Genomic DNA, 19,562 nt, shown 5'->3' with positions numbered 1-19,562 from the left:
CGCGCGTGCGCTTCACCGGCGCGCGGCGCGAATGCCGCGCGCCCTTCTCTCAACGACGCCCCGTCCCGCGCAGCCAGCCGTCGAGCACGGCAGGCGTCAACAGTCCGCTGCGCGCGTCGCGCGCGCCATCGCGGCCGATCCACACGGTGCGCGGCAGTTCTCCGCGCCATCCCGCATCGAGCGTCGCGCGCAGGCGTTCCGGCATCGCGTCGGCGTTCGCGTACTGTGCGACCTGCGACGGCAGGTTCATCTGCGCGAGCGCCTGCTCGATCGCCGCGCCGTTCTCGTCGTACGCATCCATTGCGATCATCGCGACGCGCACCTCCGGGTGACGGCGCTGCCACGCGACGAGATGCGCGGCGTTCTCACGACAGTAGCCGCAGTCGAGCGACCAGATCTCGATCGCGAGCGGGTGCTCGCGCGCGGTCTCGAACAGCCGTGCGACGTCGGCGGCGCGCAGCGGCTGCAGCACGCCCGCGAGCGCCGACATGCACCAGACCGCGAGGGTCGCCAGCACGAACAGCCGCTTCATTGCCCACCCTCCACCGCGATCAGGCGATAACCGTCATTGCGCGTGCGCCACGACAGATAGACACGCCCCGCGTCGTCGAGCAGTTGCGGGTTGTCGCTCGCGCCCGACGTCGACGCGATCACGCGCGGGTCGGACCAGTGCGCGCCGCGATCGTCCGAGCGGCGCAGCTTGATCTGCATCGTGTCCCCGTCGAACGCCTTCCACGCGAGCCACACGACGTCGCCACGCGCGACGAGCGCCGCGTGCGACGCCTGCTCGCCGGGCACGGCCGGATGCGCGCCGAACGCCCAGGCGGCGCCGAGCGGCTGCCCGTCGGCGCCGATTCGCGAATAGAACACATCCGCGCGGCCGTCGACGACGCCGAACCACGCGAGATGACGCATGCCGTCGGCCGTGATCGCGAGCGCCGGACCGTGATCCGGACACGCCTCGACGTGCCAGTTCGAGAACGTCGCGCGCCGCGGCGCGACCGCTACGTCGGCCGACGCGGGCAGCACCGCGAGCGCGTGATCGCGAATCTGGCCGGGGAACACGTTGCGCCACGCGGCCTCGACGCGCCCGGCCGGATCGATCGCCATCGCGATCCGGCAGCACTCACACGTGTGGTCGGCGACCTTGCGCTCGGGCTCGAACGACGCGCCGCCGTCGCGCGACACCGCGTAATAGACGGCCGCGCCGTCGTATACCTGCCCGGCCGCCTTCGCCGCGCCCAGGTCGCGCTTGTCGATCCACGCCAGATAGATCCGGCCCGCCGGGTCGACCGCCATCATGTCGAAGCGGTGCGTGATCATCTGCCGGTCGCGGTGCACGGTGATCGGCACGCTCCACGTCGCGCCGCCGTCGAGCGAGCGCGAGAAGCGCACCATCCCCGTGTACGGCGCGTCGAGCGGCATCGACCACGATACGTAGATCGCGCGCCCATCCGGGCTCGCCGCGAGCTTCGGGCGATTCTCGGCGCTCGTATAGATCGGCTCGGGCATCGCGTTGACGGTGACGGGCGCCGACAGCGTGCGGCCCGCGTCGTCGGAATGCGCGACGACCACGTGCTCGCCCTCCACCCACGCGACCCACAGCCGATGCCGCGCATCGAACGCGGCGCCCGTCGCGAGCGGCTGCTTCTGCGGCGCACTCGCTGCCTGCGCGCCCATGTGTGCGGCATGCGGATCGGCGGGCTTCGCGGCCTCATGCGCGCCGGCGACCGACAGCGCCGCGAGCCAGAGCGCGCAGCCTGCCGCGAGCGATCTCACAGCGACCACTTCAGTTCTCCATAGAAAGTACGGCCCGGATACGGATGGAACACGTAGTAGCGGCGGTCAGTCAGGTTGTCGATGCCGGCCGATGCGGTCCAGTGACGGTCGAAGCGGTAGCGCGCCTTCAGGTCGACGACCGTGAACGAGCTCGTGCCGCCGTAAACGTCCGGGTTCACGTCGCTGTTGTCGAGCGTGTTGAACTGGCGGCCCGAATAGCGCACGCCGACGCTCGCGAGCCAGTGTTCGTCGAAGCGATATGACGCGAGCAGGTTTGCACGCATGCGCGGAATACGCGGAAAGCGCGCGCCGACATATGCAGGATTCGCCGCGTCGGACAGGATCTGCGCATTGCTCGCCGACACGTTTGCATCGACGTCGAGCCCTTTCAGCCCGACGTTCTCGCCGCTGAACGCGAGTTCGACACCGCGCACGCGCACGCGATCGACGTTCGAGATGTTGGTCACCGTCGTCGCACCCGACACCGTCGTCTGGCTGTAGATCGAATCGCGCAGGTCGCTCTGGAACACGCTGGCACGCACGACGCCGGCACCCACGTCGCGTTCGGCCGTGAAGTCCCAGTCGATCGCCTTTTCCGGCCGCAGGTTCGGGTTGTTGTTGACGATCGTGTTGTTCGATATCGTGCCCTGGAACAGTTCGCCGACCGTCGGGAAACGCGTGCCGGTCGCGAACGACAGCCGGAAGCGCCAGACGTCGGTCGCATCCCATTGCAACGCGACTTTCGGCGACAGCGCATTCGCGCCGCGATCCGCATAAGCGAGCGTACTGCTCGCGTTACCGAGCGCGCCGCCGTACGCATCCCAGCGTTCGTAGCGCAGCCCCAGCGTCGCGAGCCAGCCCGGCGCGAAGCGCCACGCATCCTGCCCGAACAGCGCCTGCGTGCGCGTGTCGCCCCGATAGGTGCTCGCGAGCGACGTGGTCGGCCCGGCCAGCCAGTCGGCCGTGTTGTACGTGACGTTGCGCAGGAAGTAGTTCTCGTAGTGATAGCCGAACGTGAACGTGTGGCCCTTCACTTCCGGCGCCTCCGCCTTCAGGTCGAGCGTGCGCCAGCCGGTGCCGTCTCCCTGGATCAGGGTGCCTGCGCCGCCCTGCACGGTCGACGCCAAGCGCTGCACGTCGCGCGACACGTCGTACGCGGACACGACGCCCGACAGGCGCCAGCCGGAATCGAGCCGGCCGTTCAGCCCGAGCGCGTACAGCCAGTTCTCCTGGTCGCCGCGCTGCGGCGCGAAGGCATTCGGCGCAACGGTCATGCTCCGGCCGCCGATCGACACGTTGCCGCCGTAGACCGGATTGCCGGCCGCATCGCGCAGGAAGGTTTCGCCGTGCTGCCGGTAATGGTTCTCCCAATGCCCGAGCGTGAGCGTCGCATCGACGCGATCGGTGAACGCGTAGCCCATCCGGACCGTCTCGTTGAGCTGTTCGGTCCGCTCGATCGCCTGCGCGCCGACGATCGTCCGCGGCTTGCCGTTGGGCCCGATGTCGGTCGCAGCGCCCGTCACGGGCACGGCGGCGCCGAGCTTCGGGTTGTAGCTCGCGTTCGGGCTCGCATATTGCATCGGCTGACCGGCGTTCTCGAGCCGGTCGAGCGACAGCGCGAACCAGAACCGCCCGACGCGGTTCGCGATCCGCGCGGTCTGGTGATTGCCGCCGAAGCTGTCCGCGAATCCGTAGCCGTCGTGGTAGCGCTGCGCAAAGAACTGCGTCGACAGCGACGCCTCGAGTTTTTCCGGCCGGCGCGTCGTGAGCAGCACGGTCGAGCCGATCGAGTTGCCCGGGTACAGCGCGGAAAAGGGGCCATAGAGCACGTCGACGCGCGCGATATCGTCGGGCGGAATCAGCGACCAGCGCGGCGGGTACGCGTAGCTCGAGCCGAGCAGGTTCGACAGCAGCACGCCGTCGGCGTAGACGAGCCCGCGCGCGCTCTGTAGTTCGTTGAAGTCGCGACCGGCGAACACACTGTTGCGGTCGCCGATATAGCGCTTGCGGACCATCAGGTTCGGCGCGTACTTGAGCGCGTCCTCGGTGGTGACGTTGGTATGCGATTCGATCTGCTCGCGCGTGATCGATGTGACGACGGCCGGCGTATCCGGATCGACCGGTTGCCGCTGCGCGGTCACGCTGACGGTGGTGAGCGTGTCGCCGGCCGCGGCCTCGGCCGGCGCGGGCGGGGTTGCGGCCGGCGCCGGCACGGCGGCGCGGCTTGTCTGCGGGGCCGGCGCCTGGATCGGGTCGGCGCGCCCGCCGTCCGGCTGCGCCGCAAAGGCGGCAGGCCACGCGAAAGCGGCCGCGCATGCGAGCGCGAGCCGGCCGCGCGACGGCCGCGCGACAACGATGAATGACATGGAAGGTTTCCTGAAAACGTGATCGGACGCCGCCGGACGCCGGCGGCGCGGCGCGCACGAAACGGCGCGGCGCACGGCCGGCGCCGCGTGCGGAGCGCGCCGTCAGGCGCGCGCGAAATCAGATCGGGGCGTTTTCAGGCGGCGCGCGGGGTTGCGCGAGACGGATGCCCCTGCGCGTGACGACGGGAAAAGACGCGGCCGGCGTGCGGACCGTGAACGCCCGCACGAAGCCCGGCAGCGCGGGCAGGCTCGAACCGAGCGCCACGTTCGCCGCGAAGCCGGGACAGTACACGCAGTGCGGCACGCCGGCATGGTCGAACGACGATGCGCTGCGATCGTCGCCCGACTGCGTGAGCACGACCTTGCGGGCGCCTGCCGCGCTGCACAGTTCGAGCGTGAGGCCCCCTGACCCGCTCGACGCCATGCGCGCGTAGCCGACGACGGGCGACAGTACGTTCAGCACCAGCGCCAGCCATACGAGGCCGATCCATCGCGTCGTTCGTTTCATCGGGGCCCAGGAAAAAGTGCGCGCAAGTATAACAAGCGGCCCGGCCATCGCCGATTCCGCAGACCGTATGGCGGGTATCCGCGCGCGCGGGTAAACACATGTGCCGTTAATACAACAGAGACAAAATCTAACGATTCGCCACTGGCATAAATCCAAGCGCGAGGATGATAATCATCGAACCTGCTGGAGAAATGACCATGGACGAAAGACCCACTCGCATGCCACCGCCGGAGCAAGTGATGAGCCCGGATCCGGAACCCGTCGGCGTGGAATTCCTCGCCGAATTGCCCGACCACGTACGGGCATTCTTCGACGAGCAGCACAAGCTGTACTCGCCGAAGTGAACGCCTGTTCGGTTCTGTAACCGCCACGTGCCGCAAGCCGATATCGTGGGGTTCATCGCTGCGTTCCCGCAGCCGTACGCATCGCACCCGGGCCGCAACAGCCTGACGGTGCCGGATCAGCTCGCCTGCTGATTCCTCTGTCGCGTCGCTACGCCGCGCGACTGTCTTCGTCTATCCTTCTGGTTTTCCACGTCCGGCCCGCCCGGCTTTCCCGATCGTTCCGATGAAGCAAGCAATTCGCGCCGGCCTCGCCGCGGCAGCACTCGGCCTCGCCCTCTTCTCCTCGCCACGCATCGCCGCCGCCGACGGCGACGACACCGCCCTCACCAACATCGTCGCACTCGCGTCGCAGCGCCTCGCGCTCGCTGAGCCGGTGGCTCGATGGAAATGGGCGAATCACAAGGCAATCGAGGACCGGCCGCGCGAAGCGGCGCTGCTCACGTCCGTCGAGAAGCGCGCGACGCAGGTCGGCATCGATCCGGCATTCGCCCGGCGGTTCTTCGAGGATCAGATCGCCGCGAGCAAGGATGTACAGAACGCCCTGTTCGCAACCTGGCGCGCGACGCGGCCGCCGGAAGGCACGCCCCCCGATCTCGCGACCAGCACGCGCCCGGCGCTCGACCGGCTGACGCAGGCGATGCTGACCGGACTAGCACAGGTCGAGCCGCTGCGTGCCGCACCCGACTGCCAGCTGCGGCTCGCGCGCAGTATCGCGAACTGGAAGGCACTGACGCGCTACGACGCGAACCAGGCACAAGCGCTCAACACCGCGCTGTCGCACGTCTGCTCGGCCGGCGGCGCAAGCGCGATCGGCTGACCCGTCAGGCCGGGGCCGGTGATCGGCGCGCCGCGCCCTGACCCGCAGGCGTGAGTGCAGCGAGCGGAATCAGTTGCAGGCCCCGCGCGAGATGCGTCTGCAGCAGGCGGTGGGTGAAGGGCTCGAACGTCCCGGCCGCTTCGTCGACGGCCAGCCGCGCGGCCGCGTCGAGCGATTCCGCGACGCCGAGATAGCGCCAGCCATCGATCACATGAAACAGGCGGCGCTCGCCGCACGCCTCGAATGCAACGGCACCTTCGAACGGCCACGGCGCCGCCACACCCGCGCGCGCCGCGTCTGCCGGACGACGATTGAATGTCGGACGCAACCGCGCAACCCACTGCGCTTCTGCGAGCATCGCGCCCAGTTCATTACCCGTCTCGCGCCATTCAACGCGCCGTACCTGCTGCGCAAGCCGCATTTCCTTCGACGAGCGCCGCTCGCCGGTCAGCAGTGCACGCAGCCGCTGCCGCACGCGTACGCTGCGGCCGACATAGAGCGGTTCGTCCGCTTCGCCGAACAACGCATAGGCGCCGCATCCCGCCGGCGCGGTGTCGAGCCGCGCCTCGGTCAGTCCGCCCGCCAGACGGAAGTGGCGCGTCGTGCGCGCGATCTGGTCGCGCAGCCGCTCGAGCGGCACGATGTCGTGCAACTGGCGCCAGAACTGCCACAGGAGGTCGGCATCCGCCAGCGCCCGGTGGCGCGCGGCCGGCACGAGGCCGTGGCGTTCGATCAATGCGTCGAGCCCATGCCGCGTTTCACGCGGGAACAGCGCACGCGACAAGCGCACGGTGCACAGGACGTCCGGATTGAATGCCAACCCGATGCGCTCGAATTCGGCCCGCAGGAAGCCGCGGTCGAAGCTCGCGTTGTGCGCGACGAAGAGCTTGCCGTCGAGCCGCTCGAACAAGGCCTGCGCCAGCGATGCGAAGGACGGCGCGTCGCGCACCATCTCGTCCGAAATACCTGTCAATTGCTGGATGAACGGGGGAATCGACTGCCCCGGATTGACGAGCGTCGTCCACGTCGACACGCCGAGCGGGCCGATTTCGACCACGCCGATTTCGGTGATGCGGTGTTCGGCGGGCGAGCCGCCCGTGGTTTCAAGGTCGACGAAAACGAGCGGCTGTTCGCTGGCGGGATCGGACGGACGGGGGAAATCGGACATGAATGAACAGGAAAGCGACGCTTCCGTGAGTATGCACCGGCAGGCCCGTCCGCGGCCAGCCTGAGCCCATGCACGCCGATTTCGCGCCTGAAAGCAAAAAGCCCCCGACGAAGCGGGGGCCGGACGTGATCGGCAATGCGTGGCGCGTCAGACCGCCTGGATATTCGCTGCCTGCTTGCCTTTCGGCCCGACTTTCACGTCGAACGAAACACGCTGGTTTTCCTTCAGCGTCTTGAAGCCGTCCATCTTGATTTCGGAAAAGTGCGCAAACAAATCTTCACCGCCATTGTCCGACGTAATAAATCCGAAACCTTTAGCATCGTTAAACCATTTCACGATACCGGTATCCATATCTTCATTCCCCACTCGATTAGATCAAAAAAGCTATTTTTATAGCCGTTTCCCGAAATCCGAAGCGTCGCATCTGATTTCAGCTACATACGCCGCCCGAGGACGGAGTGCTGACTTTATAAATTGGACAATCCGGGTGCGTCAAGTGGATTTTTATTGGACGCTTTATAAAAAAAATGCCTTTGCCGATGGAATCGGTACCTGATCCGCTTCTGCAAATGGATTTCGCACCAAACGCTGTCATTGTTACCGGGTACGATTCACCGATAATCCGCGCAGAGAAAAACCTACCGGGGTCGAATCGTATCGGTAAAATGCTCGGTATTTCTACGGGTTGCAAATCACGAACGACGTTGCGATGCTGAAGCCACACTGACGCAACGGAGAAAGCCATGTGGCTGGACGGAATCAAGCGCTTCGCGAGCCGGCTCGGGCGCGTACGCCGCAAGTCCCGCGCCCTTGCCGACCCTGCACGTGAACAGCCTTGCGAGGCCGAATTCGATACGACCTGGCACGGCGATCATTGGCAGAACCTGCTTGCATCGCCCCTCGATGCCCGTCACTACGTGATGGAAGACTGGACCTACACGCCGCCCCCGAACGAAACCAAGGACGCGCCGCCGCCGCGCAGGCGCAGGCGCCGCTGGTACGAACAATAGCAAGCGAAGTCGACGGACGAAAAAAAAGCGCGACTGGGAAGTCGCGCCGACAAAGGTTTGGAGATCTTTTCCGTCAACGAAAAAGTCTGCTTCGGAAAGCAGAGATCGCAGTATAGCGAGAGAACAACCTTTCATTATCCATGCTCCACACAAACCTCTATTGCCGAAGCGACAATAATGACGCTCGTGCAATAGGCGTCGCCGGATAGCCGCCTGTCGCGGCCGCGCAACGCCCCGCTGCGCTCACGTGTCACATCGAATTCTCGCGGCAATGCAGCAAACCCTTGATGGACAGGGCTTTCGAGCCACTCGCCCATCATTGCCAAATTCAAAATACAGTATTGCTTAAAGTGTCCCCCTTCCCGCTCGGAGCCGCTCCTTACACTGCAATTGAATTTTGAGACAAAGGGTATCAAGCCCGTCCGGCGCCAGCGCACAAACTGCGCGCCACGCCGGGGCCAGCAACAGGTTCGCGTCCCATCATCCTGTTTGGAGACAGATCCATGAAAAAAACCCTGATTGTTGCAGCACTGTCTGGCGTGTTCGCGACCGTCGCGCACGCACAAAGCAGCGTGACGCTCTATGGCCTGATCGACGCTGGCATCACCTACACGAACAATCAGGGCGGCCACAGCGCCTGGCAGGAAACGAGCGGTTCGGTCAACGGCAGCCGCTGGGGCTTGCGCGGCACCGAAGATCTCGGCGGCGGCATGAAGGCGATCTTCACGCTGGAAAATGGTTTCGGCATCAACAACGGCGCGCTGAAGCAGAACGGCCGCGAATTCGGCCGGCAGGCGTTTGTCGGCCTCGCACACGACAGCTACGGTTCGCTGACGCTGGGCCGGCAGTACGACAGCGTCGTCGACTATCTCGGGCCGCTGTCGCTGACGGGCACCCAGTACGGCGGCACGCAGTTCGCCCACCCGTTCGACAACGACAACCTGAACAACTCGTTCCGGATCAACAACTCGGTCAAGTATCAGAGCGCGAACTACGGCGGCCTCAAGTTCGGCGCGTTGTACGGGTTCTCGAACTCGACGGCGTTCGCGAACAACCGCGCGTATAGCGGCGGCGTGTCGTACAGCTACCTGGGCTTCAACGTCGCGGCCGCGTACATGCAGTTGAACAACAATGTGAACGGACTGGCGCAGGCGGTCAGCGATCCCGGCGCAGTCGCGGGCGACTGGACGTTTGCGGCCAGCCGTCAGCGCACCTGGGGCGCCGGCCTGAACTATGGGTTCGGCCCGGCTACGGTCGGCTTCGTGTTCACGCAGACGCGCCTCACCGGCATCCGCGCGATCAGCGCGGGGCAGTCCGGCGTGTCCGGCGGCATCACGGGCCTGTCGGGCGGCACCCGCTTCAGCAACTACGAACTCAACGGCCGCTACGCGCTGACGCCGGCGCTGTCGCTCGCCGGCTCCTACACGTACACCGACGGGCGCATCGTCGGCCAGTCGCCGAAATGGCACCAGTTCAACCTGCAAGCCGACTATGCGCTGTCGAAGCGCACCGACGTCTACCTGCAGGGCGAGTACCAGAAGGTCAATTCGGATGGCCTGCCGCTCCGCGCGAATATCAATGGGCTCGGCACGGCTTCATCGACCAACAAGCAGATCGCGGTCACGGCCGGCATGCGCCATCGCTTCTGAGGAGCGTCGCCGGACGCTTGCCACCGCAGGATGACGAAGCGCCCCATCGGGGCGCTTTTTTCGTTGCGCGACAGCGCAGACGCGTTCAAGCCGCGCCCGGCTCCGGGTAGTGCACGTCGAGCACGTCGATCGGCTGCGGGCCGGCCGGCGTCATCAGCATGACGGTATCGCCGATCTTCGCCTTGATCAGCGCACGCGCGACCGGGGAGATCCAGCTCACGTGACCGTGGTCGAGATCGACCTCGTCGATCCCGACGATCGTGATCGTATGATCCTCGCCATCCGGCGTCTCGTAATCGACCGTTGCGCCGAAAAACACCTGGTCGACATTCTCCTGCCGGCTCGCATCGACGACTTCGGCAAGATCGAGCCGCTTCGTCAGGAAGCGGATGCGGCGATCGATCTCGCGAAGCCGCCGCTTGCCGTAGATGTAGTCGCCGTTCTCCGACCGGTCGCCGTTCGATGCGGCCCAGGACACGAGCCGCACGACCTCGGGACGCTCGACGTCGATCAGGTTCAGCAGCTCGTCCCTCAGCCGCTTGTGGCCGGCCGGCGTGATGTAGTTCTTCGCGCCCGCCGGAATCGCGGGCTGGGCCTGGTCGAGATCGTCGTCGTCGCCGTCCGACTCTTTGACAAACGCCTTGTTCATGATGCAATGTTCAAACGTGGATTGCGGATACTTCAAGGGTACACGATGGACCGGCCCACAAGCCCATGCCCAACAATTTGCGAATAAGGCTTCCCTTTTTATACAACCCTGCTATACTTCCGCTTCTGCGTGCGGCTGTAGCTCAGTTGGATAGAGTACTTGGCTACGAACCAAGGGGTCGTGGGTTCGAATCCTGCCAGCCGCGCCACCTTTTTCGAGGGCCTTCTGAACCGAAGGCCCTGTCAGTTTGAAGTAGTACCGTTTTGCGTGCGGCTGTAGCTCAGTTGGATAGAGTACTTGGCTACGAACCAAGGGGTCGTGGGTTCGAATCCTGCCAGCCGCGCCACTTTTTTGGGGGCCTTCCCATCGCAGAAGGTTCCGACAGTCAAGCAGTACCGTTTTGCGTGCGGCTGTAGCTCAGTTGGATAGAGTACTTGGCTACGAACCAAGGGGTCGTGGGTTCGAATCCTGCCAGCCGCGCCACCTTAAAAGGGCTTTCCTCCGGGAAAGCCCTTTTTCTTTGCCCCTCTCCGCTCGATCCCACCGCAGCGATTCGAATCCGGATCACATTGCCGACGCACAAACAAGAACGGCGGCCCGAGGCCGCCGTCGCATCGCTTGCGTGAGCACCCGCGCATCAGTAATCCTGGCGCTCGCGCTCGATCCGCATGCCGCCGTCATGGCGCGCGTGCGCGCCGTCGTCGGTCGAACGCTCGCGCATGATCCGCATCACATCCGGATTGGTCCGCACGCGCCGCATCACGTTCGCAAGATGCACGCGGTCGCTGACCTGGATCACGAAGCGCAGCACCGTCGATTCGTGTGTCAGATCCTCGTCCATCGCGATATGCACGATGTTCGCGTCGGCCGACGTGATGTCCGCCGCCACGCGCGCAAAGATGCCCTTGGTGTTCTTCACGAGCGCCTTCACCGCGACATCGAACAGACGGCCCGGCTGCGGCGCCCATTCGACGTCGATCCAGCGGCCCGGGTCGCGGCGATGAATCCGCTGCGCTACGCGGCAATCGGTCGTATGAATCGCCATCCCCAGACCGATGCCGATGTAACCCATGATCGCGTCGCCCGGAATCGGCCGGCAGCACGCGGACAACTGCACGGACATCCCTTCGGTGCCGGTAATCACGACCGGCGGCGCATGGTGCGCGGGATGCCGCTCGGACTTCGGGAGATCGTCGTCCGCGTCGCGGCCGCTCATCAGCACCTCGATGCGCTTGGCCATCACCGCGGCAACGCGACGGCCGAGGCCGATGTCCGCGAAGATTTCCTGACGGCTCTTGTTGCCCGTCCACTGCACGAGCTTCTCCCACACCTCCGGCTCGACATCGGACAGCGCGAGGCCATAGCCTTTCAGGCTCTGGTCGACCAGCCGCTCGCCAAGCTGCACCGACTCGTTCAGGCGCATCGTCTTCAGGTAGTGACGAATCGCCGAGCGCGCCTTGCCGGTACGCACGAAGCCGAGCCATGCGGGGTTCGGCTTCGAATACGGCGCGGTGATCACCTCGACGATGTCGCCGCTCTTCAGCTCGGTGCGCAGCGGCAGCAGTTCGTTGTTGATCTTCACGGCCACGCACTGGTTGCCGAGATCGCTGTGGATCGAATACGCGAAATCGAGCGCCGTCGCGCCGCGCGGCAGCGCCATGATCTTCGACTTCGGCGTGAACACGTAGACCGCGTCGGGGAACAGGTCGATCTTCACGTGCTCGAGGAATTCGCTCGAATCGCCAGCTTCGCTCTGGATGTCGAGCAGCGACTTCAGCCACTGGTGCGCGCGCTTCTGCACGTCGCTGAGATCGGCGCTGCCGTTCTTGTACAGCCAGTGCGCGGCGACCCCCGCTTCGGCAATCTCGTGCATCTTGCGCGTGCGCACCTGGAACTCGATCGGCGCGCCGAACGGGCCGACGAGCGTCGTATGCAGCGACTGATAGCCGTTGATCTTCGGGATCGCGATGTAGTCCTTGAACTTGCCGGGCACGGGCTTGTACAGCGCGTGCAGCGCGCCGATGCACGTGTAGCAGTCGAGCGGGCTGTCGACGACGACGCGAAAACCGTACACGTCGAGCACCTGCGAGAACGACAGCTGCTTGTCGCGCATCTTGCGGTACACGCTGTAGATGGTCTTTTCGCGGCCGGTGATCTCGGCGTCGATCTTCGCGTCGGCCATCGCGCGCTGCGCGGCCTCGAGGATCTTGCTGATCACTTCGCGGCGGTTGCCGCGCGCGGCCTTCACGGCCTTCTCGAGCGTCGCGTAGCGATGCGGGTTGAAGTTCGCGAAGCTCATGTCCTGCAGCTCGCGATACGTGTTGTTCAACCCGAGGCGGTGCGCGATCGGCGCGTAGATATCGAGCGTCTCGCGCGCGACGCGGCGGCGCTTTTCCATCGGCACCGCGCCGAGCGTGCGCATGTTGTGCAGGCGGTCGGCGAGCTTGACGAGTATGACGCGCACGTCGCGCGCCATCGCGAGCAGCATCTTGCGGAAGTTTTCCGCCTGCGCTTCCTCGCGGCTGCGGAATTCCATCTTGTCGAGCTTCGACAGCCCGTCGACCAGTTCGGCGACCTTCGGGCCGAACCGTTCGGCCAGCTCGCTCTTGGTCACGCCCTGGTCTTCCATCACGTCGTGCAGCAGCGCGGCCATCACGGCCTGCGCGTCGAGCTTCCAGCCGGCGCAGATTTCCGCGACGGCGACGGGATGGGTGATGTAGGGTTCGCCGCTCTGGCGATATTGACCGAGGTGGGCTTCGTCGCTGAAGTGGAACGCCGCCTTGACCTCTTTGATTTCTTCCGGAGGGAGATACTCGGCCAGCACGGCCGTCAGTTTCGCGATCGAAACGACGCCGTGCTTGCGCGGCTGCTCCGGAGTGGCGGTCGGCCCGAACAGATGCCGGAAGGACTGTTCGAGGACCGCGTCGATGTACTGGCGCGCAGGCGACTGGGCCGTGGCTTCGGTGGTCGAATCCGCGGAGGCGGACGATGGGGTGGTGCTCATATTCGCCTCCAGGTCGAGTCGTTGCGCGCGTGGATTACATGGCTGGAACGGGCCGGATGCGCGTTACACCGGCACCTTCTTCAGCATCTCGACGCCGACCTGGCCGGCAGCGATTTCGCGCAGCGCGACGACGGTCGGCTTGTCGCGGCTTTCGATCTTCGGCGTATGGCCTTGCGCGAGCTGCCGCGCGCGATAGGTGGCGGCGAGCGCCAGTTCGAAGCGATTCGGGATTTGCTTCAGGCAGTCTTCGACGGTAATGCGAGCCATGTTGGTAATTCCTTCTGAATATAGTCCTTATTCTACCTTATGTCCCTCGTCCCCCGGTCATTCCGCGTGGGGCAGATGGATGCCGAGCTCGATGAACAGCTCCGTGTGTCGCGCGTACTGCGAAGCAAAGCGCAGGCGCGTGGCCGCGACGATGCATTCGAGCTCCGCGAGCGCGCGCTCGAAATTCTCGTTGATCACCACGTACTCCGCTTCCGACGCGTGCGCGATCTCGCTGCCGGCGGCGAGCAGACGGCGCGTGATCACGTTCGGTTCGTCCTGGCCGCGCTTCTTCAGGCGCTCCTCGAGTGCGTCGAGCGACGGCGGCAGGATGAAGATGCCGACCGCGTTGCGGAACTGCTTCTTCACCTGCAGCGCGCCCTGCCAGTCGATCTCGAGCAGCACGTCGTGGCCGTTCTTCATCTGCTCTTCGATCCAGACGCGCGACGTGCCGTAGTAGTTGCCGTGCACTTCCGCGCTCTCGAGGAATTCGTGCGCCGCGTGACGCGCGCGGAAATCCTCGACCGTCGTGAAGTGATAGTGCCGGCCGTCCTGCTCGCCCGGGCGCGGCTTGCGCGTCGTGTACGAGATCGACAGGCAGATGTCGCTGTCCTTCGACAGCAGCGCATTCACGAGCGTCGACTTGCCGGCGCCCGACGGCGCGACGACCATGAACAGGTTGCCGGGATAGACGCCGCCGTGCAGCGAATGCGACGCGTGGGCGTCGCGGGTAGATTCCGTCATGTTGCTTTACTCCAGGTTTTGCACTTGCTCGCGCATCTGCTCGATCAACAGCTTGAGCGCCATCGACGCGTCGGCCAGTTCCTTCGCCGCCGCCTTCGAGCCGAGCGTGTTTGCTTCTCGATTCAGTTCCTGCATCATGAAGTCGAGACGCTTGCCGACGCGGCCGCCCTTCTCGATCACATGGCGCGTTTCGTTCAGGTGCGCGGTGAGCCGCGACAGCTCTTCCGCGATGTCGATCCGGATTCCGTACATCGTCACTTCCTGACGAATGCGCTCCGCTGCTTCCTCGCGCGTGACGATCGTCGCGCTGCCTTCGGGCGCCGCGATGCCGAGCGCTTCCTGCAGCCGTTCGACGATCTTCTGCTGATGCTTCGCGATCAGCTCCGGCACGAGCGGCGTGATGCGCGCGACGATCGCTTCCATCTCGGTGACGTTCGACAGCAGCATCGTCGCCAGTTGCGCGCCTTCGCGCGAACGCACGACGACGAGCTCGCCGATCGCTTCCTTGCCGCACGCGAGCACCGCGTCGCGGATCGCTTCCGCCGACACGCCGCTTTCGGCGATCACGCCGGGCCAGCGCAGGATCTCGCCCGCGCGCAGGCGGCCAACGCCGGGGAACGTGTCCAGCACCGAGCGCTCGAGCTCGGCGAGCTGGCCGAGCGCCGACTGGTTCAGCGCGCCGGCGCCGATGCTCTGCTCGCCGCGCTGCAGGTTGATGCGGATGTCGACCTTGCCGCGCGACAGCTTGTTCATCAGCATTTCGCGCAGCGCGGGTTCGCACGCACGCACGTCGTCCGGCATCCGGAAATTCAGGTCGAGGAAGCGCGAGTTCACGGTGCGCAGTTCGACCGACACGCTGGTGCCGCCGTTGCCGGTGGCCGTCGCGAGTTCGCGCGTCGCGCTCGCGTAGCCCGTCATGCTGTAGATCATGGTTCGTCTCGCCGTCTGGGTGCCCTCGCGGGCGGGGATATGTCGAGGCGCCCGGCGCATCGGAAAGCGCGGGGCGGGAAGCGCGCATTATCCCATTTTTGAGAACCACCCCGCCGGGCAAGCCCGCCGTTCGGCGCTAAAATCGGGGTTTCCTCTCGTTCCGCGATTCCCACATGACGTCCTCCGTTTCCCGCCCGAGCGGCCGCCGCGCCGACGAACTGCGCAAGGTCGCCCTCACGCGCCACTACACGAAACACGCCGAAGGCTCGGTGCTGGTCGAATTCGGCGACACCAAGGTGCTCTGCACCGCGAGCGTCTCCGAACGCGTGCCCGATTTCCTGCGCGACCGCGGGCAAGGCTGGCTGACCGCCGAATACGGCATGCTGCCGCGCGCGACGCACACGCGCAGCGATCGCGAAGCCGCGCGCGGCAAGCAGACCGGCCGCACGCAGGAAATTCAGCGCCTGATCGGCCGCGCGCTGCGCGCCGTGTTCGACCTCGAGGCGCTCGGCCCGCGCACGATCCACATCGACTGCGACGTGATCCAGGCCGACGGCGGCACGCGCACGGCGAGCATCACCGGCGCGTTCGTCGCCGCACACGACGCCGTGTCGACGCTGATCGCGGCCGGCAAGCTCACGCGCTCGCCGATCACCGACCACGTCGCCGCGATCTCGGTCGGCGTGTACGAAGGCGCGCCCGTGCTCGACCTCGATTACGCCGAAGATTCGCGCTGCGACACCGACATGAACGTCGTGATGACGGGCGCCGGCGGCTTCGTCGAAGTCCAGGGCACGGCCGAAGGCGTGCCGTTCTCGCGCGCCGAGATGAACGCGCTGCTCGATCTCGCGCAAGGCGGGATCGCCGGGCTCGTGCAGCTTCAGAAAGACGTGCTGGGCGCCTGACATGCCGGACGACCACACCATCGCGCCGCTGTCGCGCATCGTCCTCGCGTCGAACAACGCCGGCAAGCTGCGCGAATTCACCGCGTTGTTCTCGACGGTCGGCATCGAGATCGTCCCGCAGGGCGACCTCGCGGTGCCCGAGGCGGAAGAGCCGTTCGGCACCTTCATCGAGAACGCGCTGACGAAGGCGCGTCACGCGTCGCGGCTCACCGGGCTGCCGGCGATCGCCGACGATTCGGGCCTGTGCGTGCGCGTGCTGCGCGGCGCGCCGGGCGTCTATTCGGCGCGCTATGCGCAGCGCGCGGGCCGCGACAAGGGCGATGCGGCGAACAACGCGTATCTGGTCGAGCAACTGCGCGGCGTCGACGACCGGCGCGCATACTATTGCTGCGTGCTCGCGCTCGTGCGCCATGCGGACGACCCCGAGCCGCTGTTCGCCGAAGGGCGCTGGGCGGGCGAGATCGTCGACACACCGCGCGGCGAGCACGGATTCGGCTACGACCCGTATTTCTATCTGCCGTCGCTCGGCGCGACGGCCGCCGAACTCGAACCGGCCGTGAAGAACACGCACAGCCACCGCGCGCTGGCGCTGAAGGCGCTGCTGGCGCGGCTCGCGGAGGAGGCATGAGCGTGCCCGATACCCCTTCGCTGCGGGAGGTTGCATGAGCCAGGCCGCGGAAACCGGCGCACGCGTCGTCGCGACCTTCACGTCGCCCGGCCAGGTGCGGCTCACGTCGCTGCCGCCGCTCGCGCTGTACGTGCATTTCCCGTGGTGCGTGCGCAAGTGCCCGTACTGCGATTTCAACTCGCACGAGTGGAAAGGCGAACGGTTTCCGGAAACCGAGTATCTCGACGCGCTGCGCGCCGATCTCGAGCAGGCGCTGCCGCTCGTGTGGGGCCGGCAGGTGCATACGGTGTTCATCGGCGGCGGCACGCCGAGCCTGCTGTCGGCCGCCGGCCTCGACCGGCTGCTGTCCGACGTGCGTGCGCTGCTGCCGCTCGACGCCGATGCCGAGATCACGCTCGAGGCGAATCCGGGCACGTTCGAGGCCGCGAAGTTCGCGCAGTTCCGTGCAAGCGGCGTGAACCGCCTGTCGGTCGGCATCCAGAGCTTCAACGAAACGCACCTGAAGGCGCTCGGCCGGATTCACGACACCGGGCAGGCGCGCGCGGCTGTCGAGATCGCCGCGAAGAACTTCGACAACTTCAACCTCGACCTGATGTTCGCGCTGCCGAACCAGACGCTCGACGAATGCCGTACCGACATCGAAACCGCGCTGTCGTACGCGCCGCCGCATCTGTCGCTGTATCACCTGACGCTCGAGCCGAATACGCTGTTCGCGAAGTTCCCGCCGGTCGTCCCCGACGACGACGCGTCGGCCGACATGCAGGAATGGATTCATGCGCGCACGGCCGAGGCCGGTTACGGGCGCTACGAAGTGTCCGCGTACGCAAAGCCGAATCATCAGTGCAAGCACAACCTGAACTACTGGCGCTTCGGCGACTATCTCGGGATCGGTGCGGGCGCGCACACGAAGCTGTCGTTCCCGAACCGGATCCTGCGGCAGGCGCGCTACAAACATCCGGCGACCTTCATCGAGCAGGCGATGGCTGGCACGGCCGTGCAGGAAGAGCGTGAAGTCGGCGCGCGCGACCTGCCGTTCGAGTTCATGCTGAATACGCTGCGGCTCGTCGAGGGCTTCCCCGTGCACAGCTTCGCCGAACGCACCGGCCTGCCGATGAGCACGATCGAGCCGGCACTGCAGGAAGCGGAACGGCGCGGGCTGATCGCACGCGATTTCGCGCAGATCGCGCCGACACCGCTCGGCCAGCGTTTCCTCAACGACCTGCAGGAATTGTTCCTGCGCGACGATTGAGCATGACCGCAAAGCATGGGACCGGAGTAAGCACTGAAGTGCCAACTCCGGTCGACAGGGGCGGCATTTCGGTTACAATGCCGCCTCGTGTGGAAGCGTGGCCGAGCGGTTTAAGGCACCGGTCTTGAAAACCGGCGACGGGAAACTGTCCGTGAGTTCGAATCTCACCGCTTCCGCCAGCAAGGTTCGCCAAACCCCGTCCATTCCCTGAATGACGGGGTTTTTGTTTGCGCCGCCGCACGGCATGCGGCACGACGCGTGGCGGTATTCCCTGCCTGCCCCGTTGCGTAGCCATCGCCTAGAATTCGGATCAGAACGGCGACACGAACGCCGCCGCGCATTCGCTGCCGCACGGGCTTACCCGCCCGCGCCGCACACGGAGACCGCCATGTCCGAACAGTCGACTCCGATCCGCCACGTCGATTACTACGAAGGCTTCGAGATCCACGTCGTGCCAACCTCGATGCCGGGCAACGACACGCGCTTCACCTACACCGGCTACGTCTGCCATCCCGGCGCGAATCCCGCGCTGCCCGGCCACGCCGTGCCGTTCCATGCGGACGGCGAGGAAAGCTTCGCAAGCCTCGATGAAGCCGTCCACGAAGCCGTGCATATCGGCAAGAGCATCATCGACGGCACCCACCCCGACCTGTCGGTCCTGTCGCTCGTCACGCACGGGTATTGAGCGGGCCGGCACGCGTCGCCTGACGATCAGCCGACAGGCACGGCGCAGATGCGGCGCGCGTCATCAGCCGTCGCAACCACGCGCGCCGCGCGATATACGTTTGTCCCGATGTCGCGCGATGGATCGCGCGACTATCATTTGTCTATCGTGTTCCCCGGCGCCACGCCATGTTCGCCATCCCCCTGTCAGGCGTCGTCCGGTTGCGTGTTGCCGCCGCGGCCGTCGTCGCCTTGCTCGCGGCGTGCACGATCACGCCGCCGCCCCCGCGCGCGGTCCTGACGATCCCGTCGGTCATACGCAGCGCCACACTCGCCCAGTACCGCACCGAAGTTGCCGAACACGTCGCCGAACGCAATCCATCCGGCATGCTGCACGGCACGCCGCAGGCCATGCTCCGTTCGCTCGTCGTGCTCGCGTTCACGATCGATCGCAGCGGCCAGCTCGTGCACGCATCGGTGTACCGCAGCAACGGCGACAGCGAAGCGGAAGCGCTCGCGCTCGCGTCGCTGCGCCGCTCGGCACCGCTGCCGCCGCCACCGTCGCGACTGCTCGACGGCAACGGCCGGCTCGAGATGATGGAAGGCTGGCTCTTCAACGACGACGGCCACTTCCAGTTGAAAAGCACCGCGTCGGCGCAGGCGCAATCGATCGACTGAACGGCCGCGGCACCGCGATTGCCGGTGCGCGGCAGCGCTGGCTATAATTTTCCGCAATCGCGCGGCCATCACGCCGCACGCGGGCTCGCGCCTCACCCGGCAGGCGAGCCGATCACGGCGGCGACGTACCCGTCTCCATCGTCGACCGGCGGGTGACGTCCGCGCCACGGCGCGCATCCAGCCGCCACCTTCTCCCGCTCGACGGTC

20 protein-coding genes and 4 tRNA genes are annotated in these 19,562 nt (G+C 66.0%); 13 read left to right on the top strand and 11 right to left on the bottom strand.

Going from position 1 to position 19,562, the window contains the following annotated elements:
- Nucleotides 1–49: 49 nt before the first annotated feature.
- The 4 genes from WT26_RS08365 to WT26_RS08350 all read right to left on the bottom strand — a co-directional run bounded on the left by WT26_RS08365 (nt 50) and on the right by WT26_RS08350 (nt 4,653).
- Nucleotides 50–532: a TlpA family protein disulfide reductase gene (locus tag WT26_RS08365; protein WP_059535984.1), complete on the bottom strand. Its 483-nt coding sequence runs from the start codon at nt 530–532 to the stop codon at nt 50–52.
- A complete protein-coding gene (locus WT26_RS08360; protein WP_069272589.1) occupies nt 529–1,788 on the bottom strand; it encodes a sialidase family protein in 1,260 nt (419 codons plus the stop codon). The genes WT26_RS08365 and WT26_RS08360 overlap by 4 nt, the downstream gene beginning before the upstream one ends.
- Entirely contained in the window at nt 1,776–4,145 is a 2,370-nt protein-coding gene (locus tag WT26_RS08355) for a TonB-dependent receptor (protein WP_069272588.1), read from the bottom strand. Before WT26_RS08355 ends, WT26_RS08360 begins: the two co-directional genes overlap by 13 nt.
- Nucleotides 4,146–4,263: 118 nt before the next feature.
- Entirely contained in the window at nt 4,264–4,653 is a 390-nt protein-coding gene (locus WT26_RS08350; RefSeq protein WP_069272587.1) for a DUF2946 domain-containing protein, read from the bottom strand.
- A gap of 239 nt (nt 4,654–4,892) precedes the next feature.
- Here WT26_RS08350 and WT26_RS37990 point away from each other — a divergent pair, with 239 nt between their 5' ends.
- Together WT26_RS37990 and WT26_RS08340 are read left to right on the top strand one after the other, a co-directional pair.
- The gene (locus WT26_RS37990; RefSeq protein WP_162269111.1) at nt 4,893–4,997 is read left to right on the top strand and encodes a chorismate mutase; all 105 of its coding nucleotides are present in this window, start codon (nt 4,893–4,895) and stop codon (nt 4,995–4,997) included.
- Nucleotides 4,998–5,220: 223 nt separating this feature from the next.
- Complete coding sequence (locus WT26_RS08340; RefSeq protein ID WP_069272586.1) at nt 5,221–5,814, top strand: chorismate mutase; 594 nt, start codon at nt 5,221–5,223, stop codon at nt 5,812–5,814.
- A gap of 4 nt (nt 5,815–5,818) precedes the next feature.
- Here WT26_RS08340 and WT26_RS08335 read toward each other — a convergent pair whose 3' ends face one another.
- Together WT26_RS08335 and WT26_RS08330 are read right to left on the bottom strand one after the other, a co-directional pair.
- On the bottom strand, nt 5,819–6,982 hold the full coding sequence (locus WT26_RS08335; RefSeq protein ID WP_069272585.1) for an exonuclease domain-containing protein: 1,164 nt from the start codon (nt 6,980–6,982) through the stop codon (nt 5,819–5,821).
- A 147-nt stretch (nt 6,983–7,129) separates the two neighbouring features.
- Nucleotides 7,130–7,333 (bottom strand): cold-shock protein, encoded by a 204-nt coding sequence (locus WT26_RS08330; protein WP_011351289.1) that lies wholly within the window; start codon nt 7,331–7,333, stop codon nt 7,130–7,132.
- 392 nt (nt 7,334–7,725) lie between these two features.
- Here WT26_RS08330 and WT26_RS08325 point away from each other — a divergent pair, with 392 nt between their 5' ends.
- Together WT26_RS08325 and WT26_RS08320 are read left to right on the top strand one after the other, a co-directional pair.
- Nucleotides 7,726–7,992: a hypothetical protein gene (locus WT26_RS08325; protein WP_069272584.1), complete on the top strand. Its 267-nt coding sequence runs from the start codon at nt 7,726–7,728 to the stop codon at nt 7,990–7,992.
- Nucleotides 7,993–8,495: 503 nt separating this feature from the next.
- Nucleotides 8,496–9,641 carry a porin gene (locus WT26_RS08320; RefSeq protein WP_069272583.1) on the top strand — a complete coding sequence of 382 codons (1,146 nt, stop codon included), beginning with the start codon at nt 8,496–8,498 and terminating at the stop codon, nt 9,639–9,641.
- An 85-nt stretch (nt 9,642–9,726) separates the two neighbouring features.
- Here the strand turns inward: WT26_RS08320 and greB are convergent, their stop codons facing one another.
- The gene (gene greB, locus WT26_RS08315) at nt 9,727–10,290 is read right to left on the bottom strand and encodes a transcription elongation factor GreB (protein WP_069272582.1); all 564 of its coding nucleotides are present in this window, start codon (nt 10,288–10,290) and stop codon (nt 9,727–9,729) included.
- Nucleotides 10,291–10,421: 131 nt separating this feature from the next.
- On the opposite strand from greB, the gene WT26_RS08310 reads away from it, so the two are divergent.
- The 3 genes from WT26_RS08310 (at nt 10,422) to WT26_RS08300 (ending at nt 10,773) form a co-directional block, all read left to right on the top strand.
- Nucleotides 10,422–10,498, top strand: a tRNA-Arg gene (locus WT26_RS08310).
- Between the two features lie 61 nt (nt 10,499–10,559).
- Nucleotides 10,560–10,636: transfer RNA gene (locus WT26_RS08305), tRNA-Arg, on the top strand.
- 60 nt (nt 10,637–10,696) lie between these two features.
- Nucleotides 10,697–10,773 (top strand) — tRNA-Arg (locus WT26_RS08300).
- A 154-nt stretch (nt 10,774–10,927) separates the two neighbouring features.
- On the opposite strand, the gene WT26_RS08295 is transcribed toward WT26_RS08300, so the two are convergent.
- The 4 genes from WT26_RS08295 to WT26_RS08280 all read right to left on the bottom strand — a co-directional run bounded on the left by WT26_RS08295 (nt 10,928) and on the right by WT26_RS08280 (nt 15,232).
- The gene (locus WT26_RS08295; RefSeq protein WP_069272581.1) at nt 10,928–13,294 is read right to left on the bottom strand and encodes a RelA/SpoT family protein; all 2,367 of its coding nucleotides are present in this window, start codon (nt 13,292–13,294) and stop codon (nt 10,928–10,930) included.
- A gap of 63 nt (nt 13,295–13,357) precedes the next feature.
- Nucleotides 13,358–13,561 carry a DNA-directed RNA polymerase subunit omega gene (rpoZ, locus tag WT26_RS08290; protein ID WP_006025620.1) on the bottom strand — a complete coding sequence of 68 codons (204 nt, stop codon included), beginning with the start codon at nt 13,559–13,561 and terminating at the stop codon, nt 13,358–13,360.
- Nucleotides 13,562–13,618: 57 nt separating this feature from the next.
- Complete coding sequence (gmk, locus tag WT26_RS08285) at nt 13,619–14,302, bottom strand: guanylate kinase (protein ID WP_059529550.1); 684 nt, start codon at nt 14,300–14,302, stop codon at nt 13,619–13,621.
- A 6-nt stretch (nt 14,303–14,308) separates the two neighbouring features.
- On the bottom strand, nt 14,309–15,232 hold the full coding sequence (locus tag WT26_RS08280) for a YicC/YloC family endoribonuclease (protein WP_059529547.1): 924 nt from the start codon (nt 15,230–15,232) through the stop codon (nt 14,309–14,311).
- 173 nt (nt 15,233–15,405) lie between these two features.
- On the opposite strand from WT26_RS08280, the gene rph reads away from it, so the two are divergent.
- The 6 genes from rph to WT26_RS08250 all read left to right on the top strand — a co-directional run bounded on the left by rph (nt 15,406) and on the right by WT26_RS08250 (nt 19,355).
- Nucleotides 15,406–16,137 (top strand): ribonuclease PH, encoded by a 732-nt coding sequence (gene rph / locus WT26_RS08275; protein WP_027788104.1) that lies wholly within the window; start codon nt 15,406–15,408, stop codon nt 16,135–16,137.
- A gap of 1 nt (nt 16,138) precedes the next feature.
- Complete coding sequence (rdgB, locus tag WT26_RS08270) at nt 16,139–16,765, top strand: RdgB/HAM1 family non-canonical purine NTP pyrophosphatase (protein WP_027788105.1); 627 nt, start codon at nt 16,139–16,141, stop codon at nt 16,763–16,765.
- A 34-nt stretch (nt 16,766–16,799) separates the two neighbouring features.
- Nucleotides 16,800–18,014, top strand: a complete 1,215-nt coding sequence (gene hemW, locus WT26_RS08265; RefSeq protein WP_059529544.1) for a radical SAM family heme chaperone HemW — start codon at nt 16,800–16,802, stop codon at nt 18,012–18,014.
- A gap of 91 nt (nt 18,015–18,105) precedes the next feature.
- Nucleotides 18,106–18,193, top strand: a tRNA-Ser gene (locus WT26_RS08260).
- Nucleotides 18,194–18,402: 209 nt separating this feature from the next.
- Complete coding sequence (locus WT26_RS08255) at nt 18,403–18,699, top strand: hypothetical protein (RefSeq protein WP_069272580.1); 297 nt, start codon at nt 18,403–18,405, stop codon at nt 18,697–18,699.
- 167 nt (nt 18,700–18,866) lie between these two features.
- Entirely contained in the window at nt 18,867–19,355 is a 489-nt protein-coding gene (locus WT26_RS08250) for a TonB family protein (RefSeq protein ID WP_069272579.1), read from the top strand.
- Nucleotides 19,356–19,562 lie beyond the last annotated feature (207 nt).

This window comes from Burkholderia cepacia (genome assembly GCF_001718835.1).
Taxonomy (GTDB): domain Bacteria; phylum Pseudomonadota; class Gammaproteobacteria; order Burkholderiales; family Burkholderiaceae; genus Burkholderia; species Burkholderia cepacia_F.
This window is presented reverse-complemented; position numbering and strand designations above follow the sequence as displayed.

Bases quoted from the DNA above. Each gene is read 5' to 3' on its own strand.
- greB (WP_069272582.1), bottom strand. From the start codon at position 10,290: ATGAACAAGGCGTTTGTCAAAGAGTCGGACGGCGACGACGACGATCTC.
- WT26_RS08355 (WP_069272588.1), bottom strand. From the start codon at position 4,145: ATGTCATTCATCGTTGTCGCGCGGCCGTCGCGCGGCCGGCTCGCGCTC.
- gmk (WP_059529550.1), bottom strand. From the start codon at position 14,302: ATGACGGAATCTACCCGCGACGCCCACGCGTCGCATTCGCTGCACGGC.
- rpoZ (WP_006025620.1), bottom strand. From the start codon at position 13,561: ATGGCTCGCATTACCGTCGAAGACTGCCTGAAGCAAATCCCGAATCGC.
- WT26_RS08325 (WP_069272584.1), top strand. From the start codon at position 7,726: ATGTGGCTGGACGGAATCAAGCGCTTCGCGAGCCGGCTCGGGCGCGTA.
- WT26_RS37990 (WP_162269111.1), top strand. From the start codon at position 4,893: ATGAGCCCGGATCCGGAACCCGTCGGCGTGGAATTCCTCGCCGAATTG.
- hemW (WP_059529544.1), top strand. From the start codon at position 16,800: ATGAGCCAGGCCGCGGAAACCGGCGCACGCGTCGTCGCGACCTTCACG.
- WT26_RS08340 (WP_069272586.1), top strand. From the start codon at position 5,221: ATGAAGCAAGCAATTCGCGCCGGCCTCGCCGCGGCAGCACTCGGCCTC.
- WT26_RS08250 (WP_069272579.1), top strand. From the start codon at position 18,867: ATGTTCGCCATCCCCCTGTCAGGCGTCGTCCGGTTGCGTGTTGCCGCC.
- WT26_RS08330 (WP_011351289.1), bottom strand. From the start codon at position 7,333: ATGGATACCGGTATCGTGAAATGGTTTAACGATGCTAAAGGTTTCGGA.
- WT26_RS08365 (WP_059535984.1), bottom strand. From the start codon at position 532: ATGAAGCGGCTGTTCGTGCTGGCGACCCTCGCGGTCTGGTGCATGTCG.
- WT26_RS08295 (WP_069272581.1), bottom strand. From the start codon at position 13,294: ATGAGCACCACCCCATCGTCCGCCTCCGCGGATTCGACCACCGAAGCC.
- WT26_RS08320 (WP_069272583.1), top strand. From the start codon at position 8,496: ATGAAAAAAACCCTGATTGTTGCAGCACTGTCTGGCGTGTTCGCGACC.
- WT26_RS08255 (WP_069272580.1), top strand. From the start codon at position 18,403: ATGTCCGAACAGTCGACTCCGATCCGCCACGTCGATTACTACGAAGGC.
- WT26_RS08280 (WP_059529547.1), bottom strand. From the start codon at position 15,232: ATGATCTACAGCATGACGGGCTACGCGAGCGCGACGCGCGAACTCGCG.
- rph (WP_027788104.1), top strand. From the start codon at position 15,406: ATGACGTCCTCCGTTTCCCGCCCGAGCGGCCGCCGCGCCGACGAACTG.
- WT26_RS08350 (WP_069272587.1), bottom strand. From the start codon at position 4,653: ATGAAACGAACGACGCGATGGATCGGCCTCGTATGGCTGGCGCTGGTG.
- rdgB (WP_027788105.1), top strand. From the start codon at position 16,139: ATGCCGGACGACCACACCATCGCGCCGCTGTCGCGCATCGTCCTCGCG.
- WT26_RS08335 (WP_069272585.1), bottom strand. From the start codon at position 6,982: ATGTCCGATTTCCCCCGTCCGTCCGATCCCGCCAGCGAACAGCCGCTC.